The following is a 20,799-nucleotide window of genomic DNA, read 5'->3' on the forward strand; positions in this document are numbered from 1 at the left end:
ACTCGCTGGGCCACCAAACTGGCGATATTCTAATTAAGCAAATTGCTAAACGGCTACAGCGTATTACAGGCAAAAGTGCCACTTGTTATCGACTAGGCGGCGATGAGTTCAGTATTTTAATGGAAGATAACGCCGATATTCATACAGTGACCCATTATGCACAAAGCTTGTTAGATACCTTATCACGCCCCTTTATTATCAATAAACAAGAGTTTGTGCTGGGCGCGAGTATTGGTATTGCCTTTTACCCTGATGACGGTGAGTCACCCCAAGAAATGCTTAAAAACGCGGATACAGCCATGTATTTTGCGAAAAATAACGGCGGCAACAGCTATCAGTTCTTTAGTGGTGAGATGAATCAAAACGCGGTTAGGCAGCTGCAAATTGAAAACTTGATCCGTCAAGGCATTAAGGACGACCTGTTCACTGTATACTACCAGCCTAAAGTCGATATAGCCTCTGGTAAGTTAGTCAGTATGGAAGCCTTGGTGCGTTTTGAACACCCGCAGAAAGGCATAGTAAGCCCAGGGCAGTTTATTCCGTTAGCAGAGCAGACAGGTCAAATTATTGAGATTGGCGAGCAGGTGCTTCGCAAGGCCTGTGCCGATACTAAACGCTGGGTGAAGCAAGGTTTGTTTAGCGGCCGTGTTGCCGTGAATATTTCTGCTAAACAGTTTGAACTGCCTGATTTAGACGACAGGATAAATAAAATATTAAGCGATGTTGGTCTGTCACCACTGCATCTTGAGTGTGAAATTACCGAAGGCACGCTAATGGAAAGCCCTGAAAACGGCCTTCAAATGATGACTCGACTACGCGAGCGCGGTATTCACCTGGCGCTGGACGATTTTGGCACCGGCTATTCGTCGCTGGCGTATTTAAAACGTTTCCCGCTTAACACCTTAAAGATAGACAAGGCCTTTATTGATGACATTGCTAAGAGCAGTGTAGACAGACATATGGCTGCGGCCATTATTAATATTGCCCACAATTTAGGTCTTAAAGTGGTAGCCGAAGGTGTAGAAGAAGAATCTCAACTAGACATACTGCGTCGTTACGACTGCGAGATGTTACAGGGCTTCCTATACAGTCGCCCATTGAACGCAGAACGCTTTGAGAAACTGCTTACCGAAAATCAAAAGTTGCACACACTTATAGGTAACGGGCAATTTTAAAACTGCGCCCTATCTTTAAGGGGGCATGTTCTTTCCCCAAAAACACCTCTTTAACGGCAAACTAAGGCAATATACTTCCACTACAACCTTCGTATATTAGACTTTAGTGTCATTATAATGACACCAATGCTTCTAGACTTTATTGCCACCCCTCCCAAAAATCATATGGTATTGATTTTGTTGAATATAATAACCATTTCTCCATATTGGCACGTAACTAGCAAAGTCTAAGATGCCGATAACAAATATAAAAATCGGCTTTGTTTGTTCGTTCAAAAAATCAGAGGAAATTAACATGTTAAAAGAGTACGCAGTTGCACTAGTACTTTCTACCGCTACCCCAGTTGCTGCCGACAAGCAAGAAGGCGCTCAACAGGCTCCTGAGTCACAAAAAGAGACCACTTCTCAGCCAGAGTACATCAGACCTAAGACAGGTGGTAGTAATGGTGGCGTAGGCTTATAATTTGAAGCTAAAACGATTTTCAAAAAAAGAGAGTGGATACTCTCTTTTTTTATATCTGGAGATAATAGGATAGGTCTATTAAGCGTAATCGCTAACCCTACGCAGAAATATAAAGGTTATTGAACCCAACTGCATTTCGCCAATGTATATGGCGAGAGATAGAAAACATGGGTAGTAAGATTGGGCCTAACACAAAACCCGCTATCGCCCACTTTTTAGCGCTCATTCCCCATTTAAACGCTTCTACATAAAAATATAGAGAAAAGATAACGCTTAATACTACGAGTGAAATCACACTGCCTCCGCCTATTTGACCTAGTTACGTGGGTTTACTTATCCCCATCAATTATTCAATTTAACTTACTGATAATTGACGCCAACAATTTGACACGTTCATTTTTTAACCGCAGGAATTCTACCCAAAATAGAACAATAAACCAGCAAAAATATCCATTAGACATAAAAAAACCGGGCAAAGCCCGGTTTTTTAACATTATATAAACTTAGCTATAAAACTTTTGATCGTTTTCTGCCATTTTCACTAACACATCGGCAGGTGCGAACTTATCACCCACCGCGGTAGCGTAATGATTTAAACGAGCAACTAGGTGCTTAATACCTAATGTATCCATATAGCGGAATGGGCCGCCTAAGAATGGAGGGAAACCAATACCGAAGATAGCGCCAATGTCGCCGTCGCGGGCATTACGGATAACGCCTTCGTCTAAACAGCGCGCTGCTTCATTAAGCATCATTAATACACAGCGTTCAGCAACTTCTTTTTCGCTTAGTTTGGCTGAAGGCGATAGCCCAAGTAATTCGTAGATTGATTCATCCACTTCTTTACCTGGTTTTTTGCCTTCATAAGAATAAAACCCTTTTTGGTTTTTCTTACCCTTTCTGCCGTCTGCAAGTACTTTATCGAAAGCACTTGGCGCAGTGAAGCGCTCGCCGAATGCCTCTACAAGAAATGGGATGATCTTGGTGCCAACGTCAATGCCCACTTCATCAAGTAGTTTCACAGGACCTACAGGGAAACCGAACTTAACTAATGATTTATCGATGTGCTCAATAGGCTCACCGTCAAGAATAAGGTTTGCCGCTTCATTCATGTAAGGTGCCAAAATACGGTTTACGTAGAAACCCGCACCGTCTTTAACAACAACCGGTGTTTTGCCTTGCTTTTTAGCAAATTCAACCGTAGATGAAATGACTTGGTCAGACGTTCTATCGTGAGCAATTACTTCGGCCAAAGGCATTTTGTCTACTGGAGAGAAGTAATGCAGACCAATCACGTTTTCAGGACGTGCCGCTTTCGCTGCAATTTGTGTAATTGGAATAGACGAAGTATTAGATGCGAAGATCGTGCTTTCTTTACAGTTCTCTTCAATATCCGCCACCATTTTTTGCTTAAGGTCTAGATCTTCGAAAACCGCTTCAACCACGATATCAGCATCTTGGTAGCCGCTGTAATCAAGCGTACCGGTAAGAAGCGCTAACTGCTTCTGCATTTCGCTGTTACGCATGAAACGCTTCTTCACCTTTTTGTTTAAGATGTCATAGCTATATTTCATTGCATTGGCTATGCCTTCAGCACGCACGTCTTTAATACGCACTGGTACACCGGCTTTGGTCGACGTTACATAGGCGATACCACCACCCATTAAGCCACCGCCAAGTACGCCAACTTTCTTCATCTTTTCAGGTTTAACACCTTCAACGCCATTTTCTTTCTTCATTTCTGTGGTAGCAAAGAAAATCTGACGTAATTGGAAAGATTCAGGCGTCATTACAAGCTTACCAAAAGCCTCAGCTTCGGCTTTAAGGCCGGCTTTCATTCCTTCGTTCATGCCCGTTTCAATTACATCAATAATGTAACCCGGCGCTGGATAATTACCTTTGGTTTTGGCAAACGTCGCTTCACGCGCTTTTTTAAACATCATGTTACGGCCTGGGCCTGTTTTTTCTAACACTTTGTCCATCGCGCTTTTTTGCGGTGCTTCACGTTCAGGCTTGCGTTTAAGGGCAAACTGCTCTGCCACTTTCAAAAGCACGCTATGCGGCACGACTTCATCTACAATGCCGTATTTTTTGGCTTGCTTGGCGCGTGCAGGTGAGCCAGTAAGCATCATTTTCATGGCTTGCTGAATACCAATTAGGCGAGGAAGACGCTGCGTACCGCCGCTGCCCGGTAATAAGCCAAGCTGCACTTCCGGTAGACCTACCTGAGTGCTAGGTGAATCGGTACATACACGGTAGTGACACGCTAATGCTAGCTCTAAACCACCGCCTAACGCTGGGCCGTGAATAGCCGCTACAAAGGTAGCCTTCATGTTCTCGATTCTATCGAAAATAGCTTGGCCGCCAGCCGCAATCGTTGTGGCGTCTTCAGCGGTTTTACACGCCGCTAGCATGGTGATATCGGCACCTGCTACGAATGAGCTTGGCTTGCCGCTTGTTAACACCACACCTTTGATGCTGCTGTCGCGTTCAATATCGTCGAGCATGGCAGATATCTCATCGCCAAACTCAGCTTTAAGCGTGTTCATGCTCTCGCCAGGTACGTCCATGCTAAGAATAGCAACGCCATTATCTTGCTTGGTTAACGTAAATGCGCCTGATGTTGGCTGAACTTCATTTGTCATTTCTTGTTCCTGACTCATATTATTCTGTCTCCACGATCATTGCGGCACCAAGACCACCCGCAGCACATGCGGTCAATAGGCCTGTACCACCTCCACGGCGATTTAGTTCGTTAAGCATTTGCGTAATCATACGAGTACCGGTTGCGGCAAACGGGTGACCATAAGCAATTGAACTACCCATCACGTTGAACTTGTCCATGTCAATTTCGCCGGTCGCTTTGTCGCGGCCGAGTTTCTCTTTGGCGAACTTGTCACTTGCAAACATTTTAACGTTTGCCAAGGTTTGCGCTGCGAACGCTTCGTGCATTTCAATTAGCGTTAAGTCGTTTAGGGTCATGCCTGCGCGGTCTAGCGCAATAGGTGTCGCGTACGACGGTCCCATTAACATGTCTTCCCAAACATCAATTGCCGAAAACGCGTAGCTCTTGATATAGCCCAACGGCGTGTAGCCTAGCTCTTTCGCTCGGCTTTCCGTCATCATAATTACTGCAGACGCACCATCTGTTAGCGGTGTTGCGTTCGCGGCCGTAACAGAGCCGTACTTTTTATCAAATACAGGGCGTAGTTTCGCGTAGCCTTCAAGCTTTGAATCGAAACGCACGTTGTTGTCGCGCTCAAGAGCGCCTTTGTACGGTTCTGCGTAAGCAGTCATTACTTCGCTAGACAGTTTACCTGCTTCCCAGCTCTCAGCGGCTAGGCTGTGCGAGCGATGTGCAAGCTTGTCTTGCTCTTCACGAGAAATTTGATGTGTTTTCGCCATTTGCTCTGCCGTTTGTCCCATCGACAGACCTGTTGAGTACTCTGCTACCGCAGGAGGAACAGGCGCTAGGTCTTTTAAGCTTAAACGCTTGAAGATGTTTAGCTTTTGGCCAAGGGTCTTGGTTTTCTGTAAATCAACCAGCGCACGCGCAAGATTCTTAGAAACCCCAATAGGTGATACCGACGTTGAATCAGCACCACCAGCAATGCCTACCTGGACCGTACCAGCCATCATGCTTTCAGCGATGTTAACCGTTGACTGGAAGCTTGTGGCACATGCACGAGATACGCTGTAAGCGTCGGTATGAATATTCATGCCCGTGCCAAGCACGATTTCGCGCGCAATGTTTGGCGCTTCAGGCATTTGTACTACTTGACCGTAGACAACCTGGTCAACCCATTCTTTTTGAACACCATGGCGAACGAGAAGTTCGTTTACGACCATTTTACCTAGATCAACAGCCGGAACACCGTGGAAATATGTAGCCATTTTCGCAAACGGAGTACGCAACCCCGCGACAATGGCGATGCGATCACCCTCTCGGGTAGTAACTGATTGTTTTGTTGCCATAATGCACCTAAATTAATGACCGACTTCCGTTTGAGCTTATTGCCCCAAAGTGGTCTGACCTGTAATAAACCCGATTTTTACAAACAATGAACAAAATAGCAAATAATGCAGGGTTAAGGGCAACATAAATGAAACTAAAGTTTACCCTGGTTATAAATTTTGACCGTTTTATGCTATCGAAATTTATAAAGCTTGCTTTGCATCCAACCACATATCGCATTTTTATTACTGTTTGACGACTTGAAGAAAGATAGAATGAACCTTATATGGAAATGAAAGTCTGTTTTGTGTCATTGTGACGGGCTAAAGCTATCTAATTAATATGTAATTTACTTTTTAGCTAAGCGATCACTTTATAAGAGATTTATAAATCTATCGTTCCGATGACACTTCCTGATAACGAGAACTCAAACGGAAATTTTGCATTATGGCAGCAGCGCAATTTCAACAGTTACACGCTTATTTAGACCAACAGATTATTGGTCAGCATGCGTTAACCAAAAGCCTTCTTATCGCTCTTTTGGCCGACGGCCACCTTCTGGTAGAAGGTCCTCCAGGGCTTGCAAAAACACGCGCAATCAATGCACTTGCTAATGGTATTGACGGAGACTTCCATCGCGTGCAATTTACCCCTGATCTTTTGCCTGCCGACTTAACTGGTACAGACATATACCGCCCAGAAACCGGTGAGTTTGTTTTTCAAAAAGGGCCGCTTTTTCATAACTTAGTGTTAGCCGACGAAATCAACCGTGCACCTGCAAAAGTGCAGTCGGCCCTGCTCGAAGCCATGGCCGAACGTCAAATTACGGTAGGCAGTAAAACCTACCCTCTTCCTCCGCTATTTTTAGTAATGGCAACGCAAAACCCGCTAGAACAGGAAGGAACTTATCCACTACCTGAAGCACAGCTAGACCGATTCTTAATGCACGTGGACATCGATTATCCTGGCGCCGAGACAGAATTAGAGATATTGCGTTTAACGCGAGGTGAAGCCCTCTCAGAACCGCCTGTTACGCCACCAACGCTAACTCAAGACGATATTTTTACGTCGCGTAAAGAAGCCTTGTCTTTGTATATGGCGCCTGAGTTAGAACAGTATTTAGTTCAATTGATTATGGCCACACGTCAGCCTGCAAATTTTGACGCGGAATTAGGCCAGTGGATAGCGATGGGAACAAGCCCTCGAGCAACCATCAGTCTAGATCGCTGTGCACGCGCTCACGCATGGCTTAGCGGCAGAGACTTTGTTGGTCCTGATGATATTCAAGCTGTGGTTCACAACGTGCTTCGCCACCGTATTATTCTGTCATATCAAGCCGAGGCTGAAGGCGTAACGATTAACGACGTACTTGATAAGATTGTTGCAACTGTCGCAGTCCCTTAAGCTATGGTGAATGTACAAGCGCAGCTAGACAAGCTGCAAAGTAACGGGGTGTCTCTGTCTACCGCGGAGCTACTTCGCTATCAACAGTTGGCTAAGCTGTTTAGCTTAGCGCCTAAACGTATGCCACAAGCTAAACTTGCTGGGAGTTATCTCACCAAGCACAAAGGCCGAGGCATGGAGTTTGATGAGGCCCGGCATTATCAGCCCGGTGATGATATTCGCGCTATCGATTGGCGCGTTACTGCGCGCACGGGTAAAACTCACACTAAAGTGTATCGGGAAGAGCGAGAGCGCCCGGTTTTTCTATTCTGTGACTACCTACCTTCAATGGCATTTGGCACGCAGCTGCTTACTAAAGCGGTGCAAGCCGCGCATGTATCTTCATTAATAAGCTGGTCTGCTGCCGCTCGTGGCGATAAAGTTGGTGCACTGGTATTTAATCAGCAACAGCACAAAGAAATTAAACCACTAACTCGCAAAAAAGCCGTGTTGCACGTGTGCCATGAACTTATGGCATTGCACGAACAGAGCGCGCAATCTAAGCCGGACAAAGTCAAAGACGAACAAGCGTTTGCTGATGCGTGCGCTAGGGCAAGACGATTAGCAAGACCTGGGAGCTTGGTTTATCTGGTATCAGACTTTCAGCATTTAAGTAGCCAAGCTATTCAACACTTGAGTCACTTAACACGACACTGTGAAGTGAGAGCCATCGTAATTAACGATCCAATAGAACACGCTTTGCCACATACCAGTTCATTACAAACCGTCAGCGTTTCTGATGGTCGAAGCCGACAGCGTTGGGTGTTAGGCGACAATACCGAGCAACAGCACTATCAAAAATGGCGCAACGAACACAACAGCGCGATTTATAGCACCTTGCGCAAAAACAATATCGCTCGATTCAGTGTTTCAGCGGGTCTTCCCCTAGACGAACAGCTTCAAAGTATGCAACAAGAACAAAGGTTGGAGCTTAATTAATGCAAAGCAGTATTTTTTCAACCCATTTTTTATCAAACTTTTTATCTAGTTACACAAGATCAGCTGCTCAATCGATGCCGCCGGCAAATCAAATACCAGTGCCCCCTCAGCAGCAAGACCCACTAGCTCAACTGCGCGATATACATGTACCTACAGAGGTCAACATTTGGCCATTAGATTGGGGGTGGTGGGTCGCTATCGCAGTACTTTTACTTGCCCTATTTTGCTTATATAAAGCTATCACTGCTCACATACGTCACAACAAGGCGCGCAAGCAAGCTTTAGCCTTACTTGAATCGATTTCGGCACAACAAAACAATTGGCCCGTGACGTTAAACTCAATTCTAAAACGAACGGCGATGAGTTATTACCCAACTCAGCAAGTAGCTGGGTTATACGGTAAACAGTGGCAAGCGTTCTTAACCTCTGCATTGAAAGTTAGTGATAGCAAACTTGAAAGTGATTTAGGTTTGTTAGTAAGCAATGTTTATCAAGCCCCCCCCAACCCTAGTGATTTTGAAACCTGCAAGGGGGCAGTAAAACACTGGCTTTCAAAAGCCAAACTGCCAAAAAACAAGGGGGCTTACGGCGGTGTGAATGATGGCGGTCTAAACGATGGCAGCCCTCATGATAAACAAGCCAAGGAGCCGCATCATGCTTAATTTTGCTTGGTGGTGGGTCTTTTTTGTACTCCCTTTACCTATTATCGTTCGCCTGCTTTCTAAGAAGGCACAAGACATACCCATGGCTGCACTGCGGGTTCCTAATTTGCGACCTGGTGATGTGTCAGAGCAAACCCAATTGAAACAAACCAAAATTCCGCTAGTGGTAAGTAGCTTGATATGGCTGCTGCTAGTAATGGCTGCCGCGCGCCCTCAATGGTTAGGAGAGCCTGTCAGCATCCCGAACGAAGGTCGAGAAATGATGTTAGCGGTGGATTTGTCTGGCAGTATGAAGATAGATGACATGCAGCTAAATGGCCGACAAGTTAACCGTTTAACCATGACTAAGTCGGTGGTTTATGACTTTATTCAGCGTCGCGTTGGCGACAGAATTGGCCTTATCTTATTTGCCGATACAGCGTACGTTCAAGCGCCGCTTACGTATGACAGAGACACCGTTTCTACACTTCTGAGTGAAGCTGTCATTGGGTTGGTTGGCGAACAGACGGCCATTGGCGATGCGATAGGTTTAGCGGTGAAGCGCTTTGACGAACGGGAAGAGTCTAATAACGTATTAATTCTTCTTACCGATGGGCAAAATACTGCAGGGAATATTACACCCGAGCAGGCGAAAGAGTTGGCAATTAGTAAGGGTGTGAAGGTTTACACTATTGGTGTGGGCGCAGATAAAATGCTGATCCAAAGCTTTTTTGGTAGTCGACAAATAAACCCGTCGCAAGAACTTGATGAAGGCATGTTGACAGACATTGCGACTAGCACTGGCGGCCAATATTTTAGGGCTCGAAATGCCCAGGAACTTCAGGCTATTTATCAACAACTTGACGCGCTTGAGCCTATTGAAGGTGAAACGCGCAAGATGCGTCCATTGAGCGCACTGTTTTACTACCCCCTTGGTGCGGCGATATTACTGTCAGCACTATGGGCATTCTTGACGGTGCTTTTATCAACATTTCGTTGGTTCGCACAAAGACGAATTAACTCGTCCCAGCAACACCCGAATTCAGTTGATTCAATACGAGCAGCACAAACAAATAGGGAGACGAAGTAATGGAATTCGACTTCTTAAACCAATTTCATTTTTTACGCCCCGAATGGTTTATCGCGCTCGCTCCCTTGATGCTGCTTGTGTTTTTAATTAGAAAAAACACGGCTAAGCAATCTGGCTGGCAATCTGTGATCCCTTCTCATCTATATCAATACATGGTGATTGGAAAAAACGAAATGGGCGCAAAACCCCCAATGTGGATGCTTGCTTTTGTGTGGATTATAAGTGTGATAGCACTTGCTGGCCCAACCTGGGAGCGCCTGCCGCAGCCGGTTTACCAGTTGAAAATGGGACACGTTATAGTCATAGATATGTCGCTTTCAATGCGTGCTACCGATATGACGCCAGACAGGCTAACTCGCGCTAAATATAAAGCGATAGACCTAGTCAACGCTATTGGTGAAGGTGAAATGGGCTTGGTTGCTTACGCTGGCGATGCGTTTGTCATTAGCCCTTTAACCGAAGACGCAGGAAATATCACAACCCTAATCCCTAGCCTGTCACCGGAAATTATGCCCGTGCCAGGCAGCGATCCTCTCCTAGGTATAGAGAGTGCGTCAGAGCTTCTCACGAATGCCGGATATAACTCAGGCATGATCTACTGGATTACTGATGGTATAGAGTTAGAACAACAACAAGAACTTCAAGAATATGTAGCCTCTATTCCTTTTACGGTAAATGCACTTACCGTTGGAACGTCTGAAGGCGCGCCTATTCGTCAGCAAAGTGGCGAGCTCTTAAAAGACTTCACCGGCAGCATCGTTATACCCAAGCTAAATGAAAGCGCGGTGGAAGGTGTAGTGAAAACAAGTGGTGGTCGCTTTGAATCCTTTACTTCTAACGACAGTGACATTGATGCTCTCGCTGCGGTATCGCTGCTAGATAAAGGCGACAGCGAAGAGAACGAAGAAGAGAGTAATTTACAAGGAGACCAGTGGAAAGAAGTTGGCCCTTACTTGCTGCTTATACTTCTTCCATTTGCCGCCTTTGCATTCAAGCGCGGCTTAGTATTCATTGTATTAGTTGGCCTACTAAGCCCTTCAATAGTAAAAGACGCCCATGCAGCGCAAAGTATTAGCTCACCTCAAGGCGTTCAATCTATTCCAAGCACGAAAATAGCGAAAGAGTCTGCGCCACCAACGGAAAATATACCTGAACCGCTTGCATGGTGGCAAAAACCATTTATGAATGATGATCAGGAAGCTTTGAATAAATATCAAAGAGGTAAATACAAAGACGCCGTTAGCCAGTTCAATAGCGAAGCGTGGAAAGCATCATCCCTTTTTAAATCAGGTGACTATGAAGGTGCTTTAAATGCTTATAAATATATTCCGGGCGCTGAAAGCCTTTACAATCAGGGCAATGCATTGGCCAAACTCGGAAAGCTTGAAGAAGCGATCGAGAAATACGAGCAGGCTTTAAACGAATCACCTGATTTTGAAGATGCGAAAACCAATAAAAAGGTTGTTGAGGATTTACTGAAACAGCAGCAACAACAAGACCAGGGCCAAAACCAGGGCGAAAATGGTAACGATGGCGAACAAAGTGACTCGCAAGATAGTGACCAGCAGCAATCAGGAGAGCAGAACAATCAGGAGGGTTCGAATGATCAGAATGGCCAGCAAAACAATACTGAAGGACAACAGTCTGACCAAAACCAAGAGCAGCGCTCTGATGACGAACAACAAAATGGCGGAGATAACTCGGCGCAGCCTGATGATACTGAGATGAATAATCAAAACGAGTCATCAGACTCTCAGCAGCAAAATGCGGAACAAGAACAGTCTGAGCAAGGTAATAAAGCACAGCAAGAAAACACTCAGCAAGCTAGTGCGCAAGCGCGAGAAAACGAACAAGAAGCACAGCGGGAAGCGCAGGCAATGCAAGGTCAAGAAGCCGAGCTTACCGATGCAGAAAAAGAAGAACTACAGCGAATGGAAGGTTTAATGCGTCGCGTGCCAGACGACCCAGCATTCTTACTAAAACGAAAAATGCAATTAGAAGCACAAAAACGTCAGCGTCAACGTATGCCTTCAAACCGGAGTGATTGGTAGATGAGAGCCTTATTACAATCTACAGGAATAATTTTTTTACTAACCCTACTTATTAGCGCGGCTGCTCATGCCGATGTAAATTCAGTTGAAGCAACCATTGACCGCAATCCGGTTATGCTAGATGAAGCTATTCGTTTAACCATTACGGCAGATGGAAGCGCCGACAGAGATGCATTTGACAGTTCTCCCCTATTGAAAGATTTTGTAGTGGGCAGGACATCGGTAAGTAGCCAAACGTCTATCGTCAATTTTGACACCAAACGCACTACAGTTTGGACCACCACGTTATTCCCTCGTAAAGAAGGTACGTTCACAATTCCTTCATTAGCTATTGAAGGGAAATCAACAAAGCCTATTCAAGTTGAAGTTATTCCTGTTCAAGAACAAAGCAATGTGGCCCGCGACTATTTTGTTACTACAGATATCGACGTGAACGAGGCCTATTTAAACCAACAACTGCTGTACACTGTTAAGCTTTTTCTCTCTAGCAATATTGAGCGGGGCAGCTTGCAAGCACCAGAAATGCAAAATGCGGAAATTACTCAGCTAGGTGAAGATAAACAGTATACCGATATAGTAAACGGCAGACGGTATCAGATTATTGAGCGTCAATTTGCTGTTGTCCCTCAAGCTTCAGGAGAGTTCACACTAAGGGGCCCCATCTTTACCGGTGAAGTTATGGCGGCTAATACTAACCAGCGTTTTGGCTTCTTTAATCGTACCCAGCAAATTAATCGTGTTGGTCCTGACATTACGGTAAACATTAAGCCTATCCCTCAAGGAATTGACTATCCTTGGCTGCCTTCTGAAATGGTTCGCGTTGACGAAGAGTGGCCGCAAGGGGATAACTTTGTCGCGGGCGAACCGGTAACACGCATAGTTACGCTAACCGCATTGGGCGTAGTAGAAGAACAGCTTCCTGATATTCCTGAGTTTTATCCGCCGAACTTTAAGTTATATCCTGATCAATCAAATACAACGACTGTTGAAAAAGACCAGAGCTTGATTTCACAGCGCCAAACGTCTTTGGCAATTATTCCAACACAGCCAGGCGACTTTGTTTTACCTGAAATTACTATTCCTTGGTTTAATACGCTTACTCAAAAGACTGAGTATGCCACAATTCCTGCTCGCTCAATTACGGTAGTACCGGCGACTGGCAGCAACAACCAGAAAAACGCCAGTGCCACATCGACAAGTACTGCGGCGGTAAACGACGCACAAAGTGATTTACCGTCAGCAACAATTAAGCCCGACGTCGATTCGGGTAAGGAAAGCAAACCGTCTAATAGCAATGCCGATAACGCTAGTACTAGTGAAAAAACGCAGTTTGATTGGATTGTGAGCAGTGTACTACTTGCACTTTTGCTGGTCGCGCTTACCGGGTGGCTATTTACCTATAGAAAACTTAAACAAGCTCAGTTCATCGGAAATGCTCATGGCCCTAAACAGCGCCTAATTCCTACAGCGGAATTTGATGAGAAAGCCCAATATCAAAAACTGATGGCAGTGATAAAAGCAAAAGATACCAGCTCAGTTACACTTGCTCTTAAGCAATGGATAAACGCACTAACTGCCGGGAAAGCGCAACTTTCACAGTTTGAAGGAGTTAACACCGCTGTGAATGAGCTTTACGCACTGCGCTTCTCGGCTAGTCAAACTGATAAACGTGCTCAATCGGAACAAGTATCTAAGACGTTAGAAAAACTTACCGAGGAAATAAAGCGCGCTCGCAGCGAATGGAAACAAACAGGTGCAAAGAATAGCCACACGCTATCTAACTTGTATCCTGCTTCATAAAACGCATTTCATTTGCTAATACATGGAAACCTGCGTAATTAAAGCCCTTGCATAGAGCTGAACGACAGCCGCAAGGGTCTTGAAAGCATTATCTGTAGTTAATATTCAGCACAAGTCTCGGTCTTTAATGCCCTTTGAGAGGCTCAAAAATCCGAACCGCTTGTAGCCTATAAAAATAATTAATTAAACGCGACGGGGAATAGAATGAAGAAAACACTACTAAAGCTAACGCCAATTGCGTTGGCAGTTACCACATTAACGGCTTGCTCGCCCGCAAGTGAAACCGCGCAAACAGCGCCAGAACCGATTAAAACCGAACAGCCTGCTGGACAGTCTGAGTCTGAACGCCTTAATGCGTTTTTTGAGCGTACTTTCGAAGAAGATCTTAAGCGCTCTCCCCTATTCCAGAGTTACCTCGGTAAAAAGTGGGATTACGACAAGTGGGACGACATCAGTGATGAGGAAGCCGATGCCCGTGTTGCTATCGCCAAAAACCGTTTAGAGAAGCTTAATAGTTTCGACACCAGCAAGTTAAGCGAGCAAGAAAAGTTAAGCTTGCGCCTGTATAAGCTTGGCATTGAACGTGACTTGGCTAACGACGAATTTAGACACCACCGCTACATTGTGCATCAGTTCCGCGCTGCGCATACACAGGTACCTAGCTTTCTTATTAATATTCACAGCGTGAAAAGCAAAGAAGATGCCCAGGCATATATTGGTCGTTTAGACAATGTACGCACCTACTTTGACCAAGTCATCGAACAGATGAAAGTTCGTGAAAAAGCCGGCGTATTCCCACCGGCATGGGCTTATGACCAAATGATTGATGCGTCGAAAAACGTGATTACCGGCGCACCATTTGATTCAAGCGAAACACCGTCGACGATCTGGGAAGACTTTCAAAACAAGGTAAACAACCTTGATATTACCGAAGCTGAAAAAACCACGCTGCTAGGTGAAGCAAAGGCCGCTTTGGTGACATCGGTCATGCCATCGTACGAAAAGTTTATTGAGGAACTCGCCCACCAGCGTGAAGTAACCCCTGAAGGCGATGGTGTATGGCGCTTACCTAACGGCGACAAGTGGTATCAAAATCGCCTTAACTGGTTTACTACTACGGACCTTACCGCTGAAGAAGTCCATCAAATTGGCCTAGACAATGTAGAGCGCATACACAACGCCATGCGCGACATTATGAAACAGGTGAAATTTGAGGGTACGCTACAAGAGTTTTTTGTTTTCATGCGTGAAGACGAACAATTCTATTTACCTTCAACAGATGAAGGCAGACAGCAATACCTTGATATGGCGAAAACCGCCATAGATGACATGCGAGAAGCTATCCCTGAATATTTTGGAATTCTTCCAGAAGCGCCAATGATCGTTAAACGCGTCGAAGCATTCCGAGAACAGTCTGCAGGCAAAGCGTTCTATCAAAGTCCAGCGCAAGACGGCAGCCGCCCAGGTATTTACTATGCAAACCTTTATGATATGAAAGCGATGCCGACGTATCAGCTAGAGGCGCTGGCATATCACGAAGGCATTCCAGGTCACCACATGCAGCGTGCCATTGCGCAAGAGCTTGATGGTGTACCACAATTCCAAAAGTTCTTGAGCTTTACTGCGTACACAGAAGGCTGGGGTCTATATACCGAAGAACTTGCCAAAGACATGGGCTTTTATGAAGACCCTTATTCTGATTTCGGCCGTCTAGCCATGGAACTATGGCGCGCATGTCGTCTTGTTGTGGATACGGGTATTCATGCGAAGAAGTGGACCCGTGAAGAGGCTGTAGATTACCTCATTGAAAATACGCCAAACCCTGAGTATGACGCGCAAAAAGCCATTGAGCGCTACATAGCTATGCCAGGTCAGGCTACCGCCTATATGATTGGCAAACTAAAAATCATGGAGCTTAGAGCGCATGCTCAAGCTGAACTTGGTGACAAGTTTGACTGGAAAGGCTTCCATGACGAGGTGCTAAAATACGGTCCAGTACCACTTTCTATACTAGAAGAAAACATCAACGCTTGGATAGCCACTCAAAAAGGTGCTTAGCATTCCTTAATAGGTGCTCTGATCACTGGAATTAAAATAAAAACGCGCCTTTCGGCTAACGAAATGGCGCGTTTTTTGTGCCATAGTGAAAATTCTTTAAGTTTTTGGATTTTTTTATGTTTGGGCGAAATAAATCCGACAGTGGTCAGGTCTTATCGGGTATGAAAGCAAAACACCAAAGATATGAAGCACTGGTAAAGGCATTCCACGCCGACATTTACCGCTATGCATTCTGGCTTATTAAAGACCAGAGCATTGCTGAAGATGTTGTACAGGAAACGTTTCTACGTGCGTGGCGATCGTTAGACGCCCTAAATGATGAAAAGGCGGCAAAGTCATGGTTAATAACCATTCTTCGTCGTGAGAATGCCCGCAGGTTCGAGCGCAAGCAATTCGACACGGTAGATATTGACGATTGTCATATACAAGATGACACCCAACATGCAGACGGCGACCTGAAAGACAGAGAGCTTCAGCGACTGTTAGGTGGGCTTAGTGTGGAATACCGCGAACCGTTAATCCTTCAATTGATTTTCGGGTTCAGTGGTGAAGAGATTGCCAACCAGTTAGGGCTTAATAAAAACACAGTAATGACGCGTTTATTTAGAGCGAGAAACCAGCTGAAAGAGGCATTAGAGAAACAAAATGAACAGAGAGGTCGTATAAATGGATGAGTTAGAATTTAGGCGTCGAATCTACGCCGATCCAGAAACGACTGACAGTGATGTTGTAGAAGCAGCGAAAGCGGATGAAAGCAAACGCAATTTCTGGAATGAACAAAAGCAGTTAGATAAGCAATTAAAGCAAGCTTTAAAAGTCGATGTGCCAGAAGACCTTGCTAGCAAGCTCATTTGGCAACAGTCGACTGACGAGTTCAATCGCTACAAACGCAGAAGTCGTTGGTATTTGGCGATGGCCGCATCTGTTGCTTTCACTATAGGTATCGGACTTACCATGTGGTACCACCAACCGCTTAGTATTGGTGGTCAAGCGCTAGCGCATATGCAGTATGCCGAAATGGAAACTGCGCATTCGCTACTTCCAGCTGATTTGAATATGGTAAATGCAAAACTAGCCAGCTTTGGCGGTAGCTTTAGTGAGATGCTTGATGGTGTTGAAGTGGTGAACTATTGTCACTTAAGTACAGTGAGAAGCCTGCACCTTATCCTTGATACGCCACAAGGGAAAATGTCGGTATTTGTTGTGCCTGAACGCGGTGACATCACCGTACCTAGCGAATTTTCTGACGACCAATACCACGGCGAAAGCATCAAAATGAGACACGCCAATGTCATGATTGTGGGCGACAAAGACGCTGACTTAAGTGAAATGAAAAAAGCAGTCTCTGAAAGGATTCAATTTTCGGCCTAGAAAAAAGCTTGCTCATTGTTCCAAAAAAGTGCTGAATTTATGCACTTCCCTTCATCGGCCCACTGTGGCCGATTTTTTTTTACCTAAATTTAAGGTGAAAATACGTTCAATAAAACTTATACTTTAGGATTAAAACAACCGTTTTAATTTTCAGCAAACATTTCAGCTTATCCGCAGTATAGAGGTAGCAAATTCAATGGCCGCTTGGTGTCGTTTTACAAGGGGGAAGTTTTGTCTACTTTTCATCATTTTCTTCAGTCACTCGCTTCATGCACAGTTAGACAACAATTCTGAAAAGTTAAGGCTTAAAAAGCTAGATGCTTATAGTCGGTTAGCAGCAGTAACTATCTATAACTGGAATTATCAATCTGATATTGATAATGACCAGATAGAAGCCAAAATCGAAGACTTACAAATTCAATCTGATGATAGTAGTGAAGGCATCATCTTTAGACATTTATTGGCTACGGGGACAGCTAACGAAACGGAAGGCCCTCGAGTTCCAATATACGTTAAGTCACCTTTGCTTGAGAACCATTGGAACGAGCTAAAGTCGCTCAATACAGATTTGTACGCTGCCGCAAGGGCGTATTATATCTATGCCAGAGCAGTTAACGACTTTGACCGTTCGTCACTGCGAATCAATGTTACAGTGCCTTCGCTTAAACGCTTAAAGCGTGAAGTTTTGGAAACAGGTAGCAAATCAGCAACCGCAATAGCTAGTGTGTGGCTGTCAATGGAACTTACGCTAGCTAACCCCATTCAGGCAATCAATGAATTAGAGTACGCACTCCCCCATCTACCCGCCCGCTCGTCTACGCTTACTTTGGAAAATGCATTAGATAGCGATACTGCCCATGAATGGCTTCGCATCGCTTTTACTGAGTTATCCGTACCAAGTCGAGCTTATTTTCACTCTATGAAGATAGTAAAAGAGAGCACTCAACGTGACGATATTGTAGCGTGGGCATATTATACAGCGATTGATGCCTTGCTACTTCAAGCTAAATACGAGGAAGCTTTATTCATCTCGGAAAAAGCTATTGAGTTTGTAGAAAACAGAAATTCAAAAGCCGACATGTTTGCAATTCTGTATCAAAAATTAAGAGTACTCATTATGGGATTTCGGGTAACTCATGATAGTCAAATACGCTCTATTGTAAGTGAGATAGATGCTATAAGCGCCCTTCGGTTTGAAACTGATTTAAAAGAACTTGTTTCCCTTTATCAGTCTTATAAAGCCATTGTTGAAAATAACGAAAAGCAACTCGCTTTGGCAGTTAAGAATTACGAAAATTCGGTACTTGAAAACGTATCTTCAACCGAATTTAAGAGCAGGTTTCTTTTACGTAAAGAACTCGAACTTACAAGAATCTATGATACTGCAGGCAATTACGAAAAAGCCTACGAGCATTCAAAAGCGTACAACCAACTTCTCTTCGAAAAGAACACTGAGCAATTTCAGTTTTCTTCGTCTAATTTTTCAAACAGTATCGCTAAGGACATCGAGCTAGCTCATTATCGCCAAAAAGAAATTAACGCCCTGCGAGACGAAAAGGAAGGGCTATCCACCGATAAAGAGGCAATGAAAACCACCATTTTTGCGCTTATTGTCACTATTCTTCTCATACTCGCTTTGTGGCTTTGGATTTCTAAACGGCAAAGTGATTTACTCGCAGAGCGAGACTCACTCACCGGTGCCCTCACCCGTCGCGCGATGTTGAATAGCCTTAAGAAGTCACTTAAAGGCGACAATACATCATGCATAGCCCTGCTTGATGTTGATAACTTTAAAAAAATTAACGATAGATATGGTCACACAGTAGGCGACGAAGTGTTAACTACGCTCACCCGAATCATCCAAAATAGAATTAGAAAATCAGATAAGCTTTGCCGATATGGTGGAGAAGAATTTTTGATCTACTTTTCTGACTCCGATGAACAATCGGCCAAGCGCATACTCGATGAGTTAAATGTGGCGCTTTCTCACCAAAAAAACTGGACGCATACCAATAAGAACTTTTCAGTTAGCTTTTCTTCGGGGCTGCTGAATGTCCGAGGAGAAACCAATTTGGATACTATGATTAAAGCCTGTGATGAGCTTCTCTACAAAGCAAAAAGATCCGGGCGCGCGCGAGTAGAATCTTTCGCGTATTAAAAAATTTGCCAAACTTTATTTACCTGTAGTCGTATATAAAACAAGCAAGGTCGCCGACTGACGTAGAGACTCTAAGTCATAGGTGTTAGCATGAAATAAAAAACATAGGGAATTTATATGGCTACTGGCACGATAATCTCGTTGGGTTTGTATTTTATTGTAATGTTGGGAATAGGCCTATTTGCCTATCGGCAAACAGACACCAACGTAGAAGGCTATATGCTTGGCGGCCGCCAATTAGGCCCCGCTGTAACCGCACTTTCAGCAGGCGCATCAGATATGAGTGGCTGGATGCTCATGGGTTTACCTGGTGCCATGTACGTATCGGGCTTATCTGCAGGCTGGATTGCCGTTGGATTGGTTCTAGGTGCGCTCGCAAATTATATGTTGGTCGCTCCGCGCCTTCGCGTTTACACCGAAGTGGCTAACAACTCCATTACCCTCCCCGACTATTTTGAGAACCGTTTTGCCGATAACTCGCGTTTATTGCGCGTTATAGCTTCTGTGGTTATCGTTGTCTTCTTCACGCTGTATACCTCTTCTGGTGTTGTCGCTGGTGGAAAGCTTTTTGAAACATCCTTTGGCTTAACTTATGAGACCGGCTTATACGTTACTGCCGGTGTTGTCGTTGCCTACACCCTCGTAGGTGGATTTATGGCAGTGAGCATGACCGATTTCGTTCAAGGCTGCATAATGTTCGTATCACTCATTATGGTACCTGCTGTGGTCATCAGTGAGCTTGGCGGCATTGGGGCTTCAATTGACGCACTAGATACCATTAATCCTGCTTTATTTGATGCATTTATGGACGCCTCTACTAATGAAGCACTAAGCGTAATTGGTATTGTTTCATTAATGTCATGGGGTTTAGGCTACTTTGGCCAACCACATATTATCGTTCGTTTCATGGCTATCCGTTCGGTAAAAGATATTCCTACCGCTAGAAACATCGGCATGAGTTGGATGATTGTTTCTATCATCGGCGCGCTAATGACGGGTTTATTTGGGTTGGCTTATATTACCGGTAACGGCAATGACATTGACCCAGAAACAGTATTTATCTACCTTTCTCAAATTTTATTCCATCCGCTTATTGGAGGCTTCTTACTCGCTGCGATCCTAGCGGCTATCATGAGTACCATTTCGTCTCAGCTACTAGTAACGTCTAGTTCACTTACCAGCGACTTTTATCAAGCCTTCCTTCGCAGAGATGCATCTGATGGTGAGTTAGTAATAGCGGGTCGTGTAAGCGTTGTAGCCGTCGCACTCGTGGCTATCTACCTGGCTTATGATAGAGACAGCACGATATTGACCTTAGTGAGTAACGCATGGGCTGGCTTTGGTGCAGCATTTGGCCCGCTAGTACTGTTTAGCTTATTTAAACGTGAAATGACCCGCCGCGCGGCATTGGGAGGCATGATAGTTGGTGCTGTGACTGTACTTCTATGGATTTATCTTCCGATAGAAATCGGAGGCCAAAAGCTTGGTGCGTGGATGTACGAAATTGTACCCGGGTTCATTTTGTCGAGCTTAACCATAATGATTTTGAGTAAATCAGGTACACCAAGAGAAGGCGTGGTCGATACGTTCGATGCTTTCCAAACCAAGCTTAATGAAAAGTAATAAAAAATAAATCGTCAATAAGACTAAAAGTA

Annotated in this window: 16 protein-coding genes; 13 read left to right on the plus strand and 3 right to left on the minus strand. The window is 44.7% G+C overall.

The annotated features are described in order from the left end of the window. Both ACXAER_RS17085 and ACXAER_RS17090 read left to right on the plus strand, forming a co-directional pair. Nucleotides 1-1,175, plus strand: a 1,175-nt coding sequence (locus tag ACXAER_RS17085; RefSeq protein ID WP_474831289.1) for a putative bifunctional diguanylate cyclase/phosphodiesterase, incomplete at its 5' end; no start/stop codon positions are given. Nucleotides 1,176-1,470: 295 nt separating this feature from the next. Further along, entirely contained in the window at nt 1,471-1,638 is a 168-nt protein-coding gene (locus ACXAER_RS17090) for a hypothetical protein (protein ID WP_474831290.1), read from the plus strand. Between the two features lie 97 nt (nt 1,639-1,735). On the opposite strand, the gene ACXAER_RS17095 is transcribed toward ACXAER_RS17090, so the two are convergent. The 3 genes from ACXAER_RS17095 to fadI all read right to left on the minus strand — a co-directional run bounded on the left by ACXAER_RS17095 (nt 1,736) and on the right by fadI (nt 5,613). Beyond that, nucleotides 1,736-1,933, minus strand: a complete 198-nt coding sequence (locus ACXAER_RS17095) for a hypothetical protein (protein WP_014948811.1) — start codon at nt 1,931-1,933, stop codon at nt 1,736-1,738. A gap of 208 nt (nt 1,934-2,141) precedes the next feature. Then, a complete protein-coding gene (gene fadJ / locus ACXAER_RS17100; protein WP_474831291.1) occupies nt 2,142-4,283 on the minus strand; it encodes a fatty acid oxidation complex subunit alpha FadJ in 2,142 nt (713 codons plus the stop codon). Nucleotides 4,284-4,302: 19 nt separating this feature from the next. After that, a complete protein-coding gene (gene fadI, locus ACXAER_RS17105; RefSeq protein WP_474831292.1) occupies nt 4,303-5,613 on the minus strand; it encodes an acetyl-CoA C-acyltransferase FadI in 1,311 nt (436 codons plus the stop codon). Between the two features lie 427 nt (nt 5,614-6,040). Between fadI and ACXAER_RS17110 the strand changes: the two genes are divergently transcribed. From ACXAER_RS17110 to putP, 11 genes are all read left to right on the plus strand, one after another. Further along, nucleotides 6,041-6,997, plus strand: coding sequence for an AAA family ATPase (locus tag ACXAER_RS17110; RefSeq protein ID WP_014948808.1), 957 nt, complete (start codon nt 6,041-6,043; stop codon nt 6,995-6,997). Between the two features lie 3 nt (nt 6,998-7,000). Then, on the plus strand, nt 7,001-7,975 hold the full coding sequence (locus ACXAER_RS17115; protein ID WP_474831293.1) for a DUF58 domain-containing protein: 975 nt from the start codon (nt 7,001-7,003) through the stop codon (nt 7,973-7,975). After that, nucleotides 7,975-8,637: a DUF4381 domain-containing protein gene (locus tag ACXAER_RS17120; RefSeq protein ID WP_474831294.1), complete on the plus strand. Its 663-nt coding sequence runs from the start codon at nt 7,975-7,977 to the stop codon at nt 8,635-8,637. The genes ACXAER_RS17115 and ACXAER_RS17120 overlap by 1 nt, the downstream gene beginning before the upstream one ends. Beyond that, nucleotides 8,630-9,706 carry a vWA domain-containing protein gene (locus ACXAER_RS17125; protein ID WP_474831295.1) on the plus strand — a complete coding sequence of 359 codons (1,077 nt, stop codon included), beginning with the start codon at nt 8,630-8,632 and terminating at the stop codon, nt 9,704-9,706. The genes ACXAER_RS17120 and ACXAER_RS17125 overlap by 8 nt, the downstream gene beginning before the upstream one ends. Next, on the plus strand, nt 9,706-11,757 hold the full coding sequence (locus ACXAER_RS17130; protein ID WP_474831296.1) for a vWA domain-containing protein: 2,052 nt from the start codon (nt 9,706-9,708) through the stop codon (nt 11,755-11,757). Before ACXAER_RS17125 ends, ACXAER_RS17130 begins: the two co-directional genes overlap by 1 nt. Beyond that, a complete protein-coding gene (locus ACXAER_RS17135) occupies nt 11,758-13,557 on the plus strand; it encodes a BatD family protein (protein WP_474831297.1) in 1,800 nt (599 codons plus the stop codon). A gap of 204 nt (nt 13,558-13,761) precedes the next feature. Beyond that, complete coding sequence (locus ACXAER_RS17140) at nt 13,762-15,615, plus strand: DUF885 domain-containing protein (protein ID WP_474831298.1); 1,854 nt, start codon at nt 13,762-13,764, stop codon at nt 15,613-15,615. 116 nt (nt 15,616-15,731) lie between these two features. Next, nucleotides 15,732-16,289, plus strand: coding sequence for a sigma-70 family RNA polymerase sigma factor (locus ACXAER_RS17145; protein ID WP_118489846.1), 558 nt, complete (start codon nt 15,732-15,734; stop codon nt 16,287-16,289). After that, the gene (locus ACXAER_RS17150; protein ID WP_474831299.1) at nt 16,282-16,986 is read left to right on the plus strand and encodes a DUF3379 family protein; all 705 of its coding nucleotides are present in this window, start codon (nt 16,282-16,284) and stop codon (nt 16,984-16,986) included. Before ACXAER_RS17145 ends, ACXAER_RS17150 begins: the two co-directional genes overlap by 8 nt. Nucleotides 16,987-17,182: 196 nt before the next feature. Next, the gene (locus tag ACXAER_RS17155) at nt 17,183-19,144 is read left to right on the plus strand and encodes a GGDEF domain-containing protein (RefSeq protein WP_474831300.1); all 1,962 of its coding nucleotides are present in this window, start codon (nt 17,183-17,185) and stop codon (nt 19,142-19,144) included. A 117-nt stretch (nt 19,145-19,261) separates the two neighbouring features. After that, nucleotides 19,262-20,767, plus strand: coding sequence for a sodium/proline symporter PutP (gene putP / locus ACXAER_RS17160; RefSeq protein ID WP_474831301.1), 1,506 nt, complete (start codon nt 19,262-19,264; stop codon nt 20,765-20,767). The last annotated feature ends 32 nt before the right edge of the window (nt 20,768-20,799 follow it).

The sequence above is a fragment of the Alteromonas sp. AWJ4_199 genome (genome assembly GCF_056159165.1).

Excerpts from the sequence above, each read along its gene's own strand:
- ACXAER_RS17110 (WP_014948808.1), top strand. The coding sequence starts at position 6,041 with ATGGCAGCAGCGCAATTTCAACAGTTACACGCTTATTTAGACCAACAG.
- ACXAER_RS17155 (WP_474831300.1), top strand. The coding sequence starts at position 17,183 with ATGGCCGCTTGGTGTCGTTTTACAAGGGGGAAGTTTTGTCTACTTTTC.
- ACXAER_RS17150 (WP_474831299.1), top strand. The coding sequence starts at position 16,282 with ATGGATGAGTTAGAATTTAGGCGTCGAATCTACGCCGATCCAGAAACG.
- ACXAER_RS17140 (WP_474831298.1), top strand. The coding sequence starts at position 13,762 with ATGAAGAAAACACTACTAAAGCTAACGCCAATTGCGTTGGCAGTTACC.
- ACXAER_RS17090 (WP_474831290.1), top strand. The coding sequence starts at position 1,471 with ATGTTAAAAGAGTACGCAGTTGCACTAGTACTTTCTACCGCTACCCCA.
- ACXAER_RS17120 (WP_474831294.1), top strand. The coding sequence starts at position 7,975 with ATGCAAAGCAGTATTTTTTCAACCCATTTTTTATCAAACTTTTTATCT.
- putP (WP_474831301.1), top strand. The coding sequence starts at position 19,262 with ATGGCTACTGGCACGATAATCTCGTTGGGTTTGTATTTTATTGTAATG.
- fadI (WP_474831292.1), bottom strand. The coding sequence starts at position 5,613 with ATGGCAACAAAACAATCAGTTACTACCCGAGAGGGTGATCGCATCGCC.
- ACXAER_RS17115 (WP_474831293.1), top strand. The coding sequence starts at position 7,001 with ATGGTGAATGTACAAGCGCAGCTAGACAAGCTGCAAAGTAACGGGGTG.
- ACXAER_RS17125 (WP_474831295.1), top strand. The coding sequence starts at position 8,630 with ATGCTTAATTTTGCTTGGTGGTGGGTCTTTTTTGTACTCCCTTTACCT.
- ACXAER_RS17145 (WP_118489846.1), top strand. The coding sequence starts at position 15,732 with ATGTTTGGGCGAAATAAATCCGACAGTGGTCAGGTCTTATCGGGTATG.
- fadJ (WP_474831291.1), bottom strand. The coding sequence starts at position 4,283 with ATGACAAATGAAGTTCAGCCAACATCAGGCGCATTTACGTTAACCAAG.
- ACXAER_RS17130 (WP_474831296.1), top strand. The coding sequence starts at position 9,706 with ATGGAATTCGACTTCTTAAACCAATTTCATTTTTTACGCCCCGAATGG.
- ACXAER_RS17135 (WP_474831297.1), top strand. The coding sequence starts at position 11,758 with ATGAGAGCCTTATTACAATCTACAGGAATAATTTTTTTACTAACCCTA.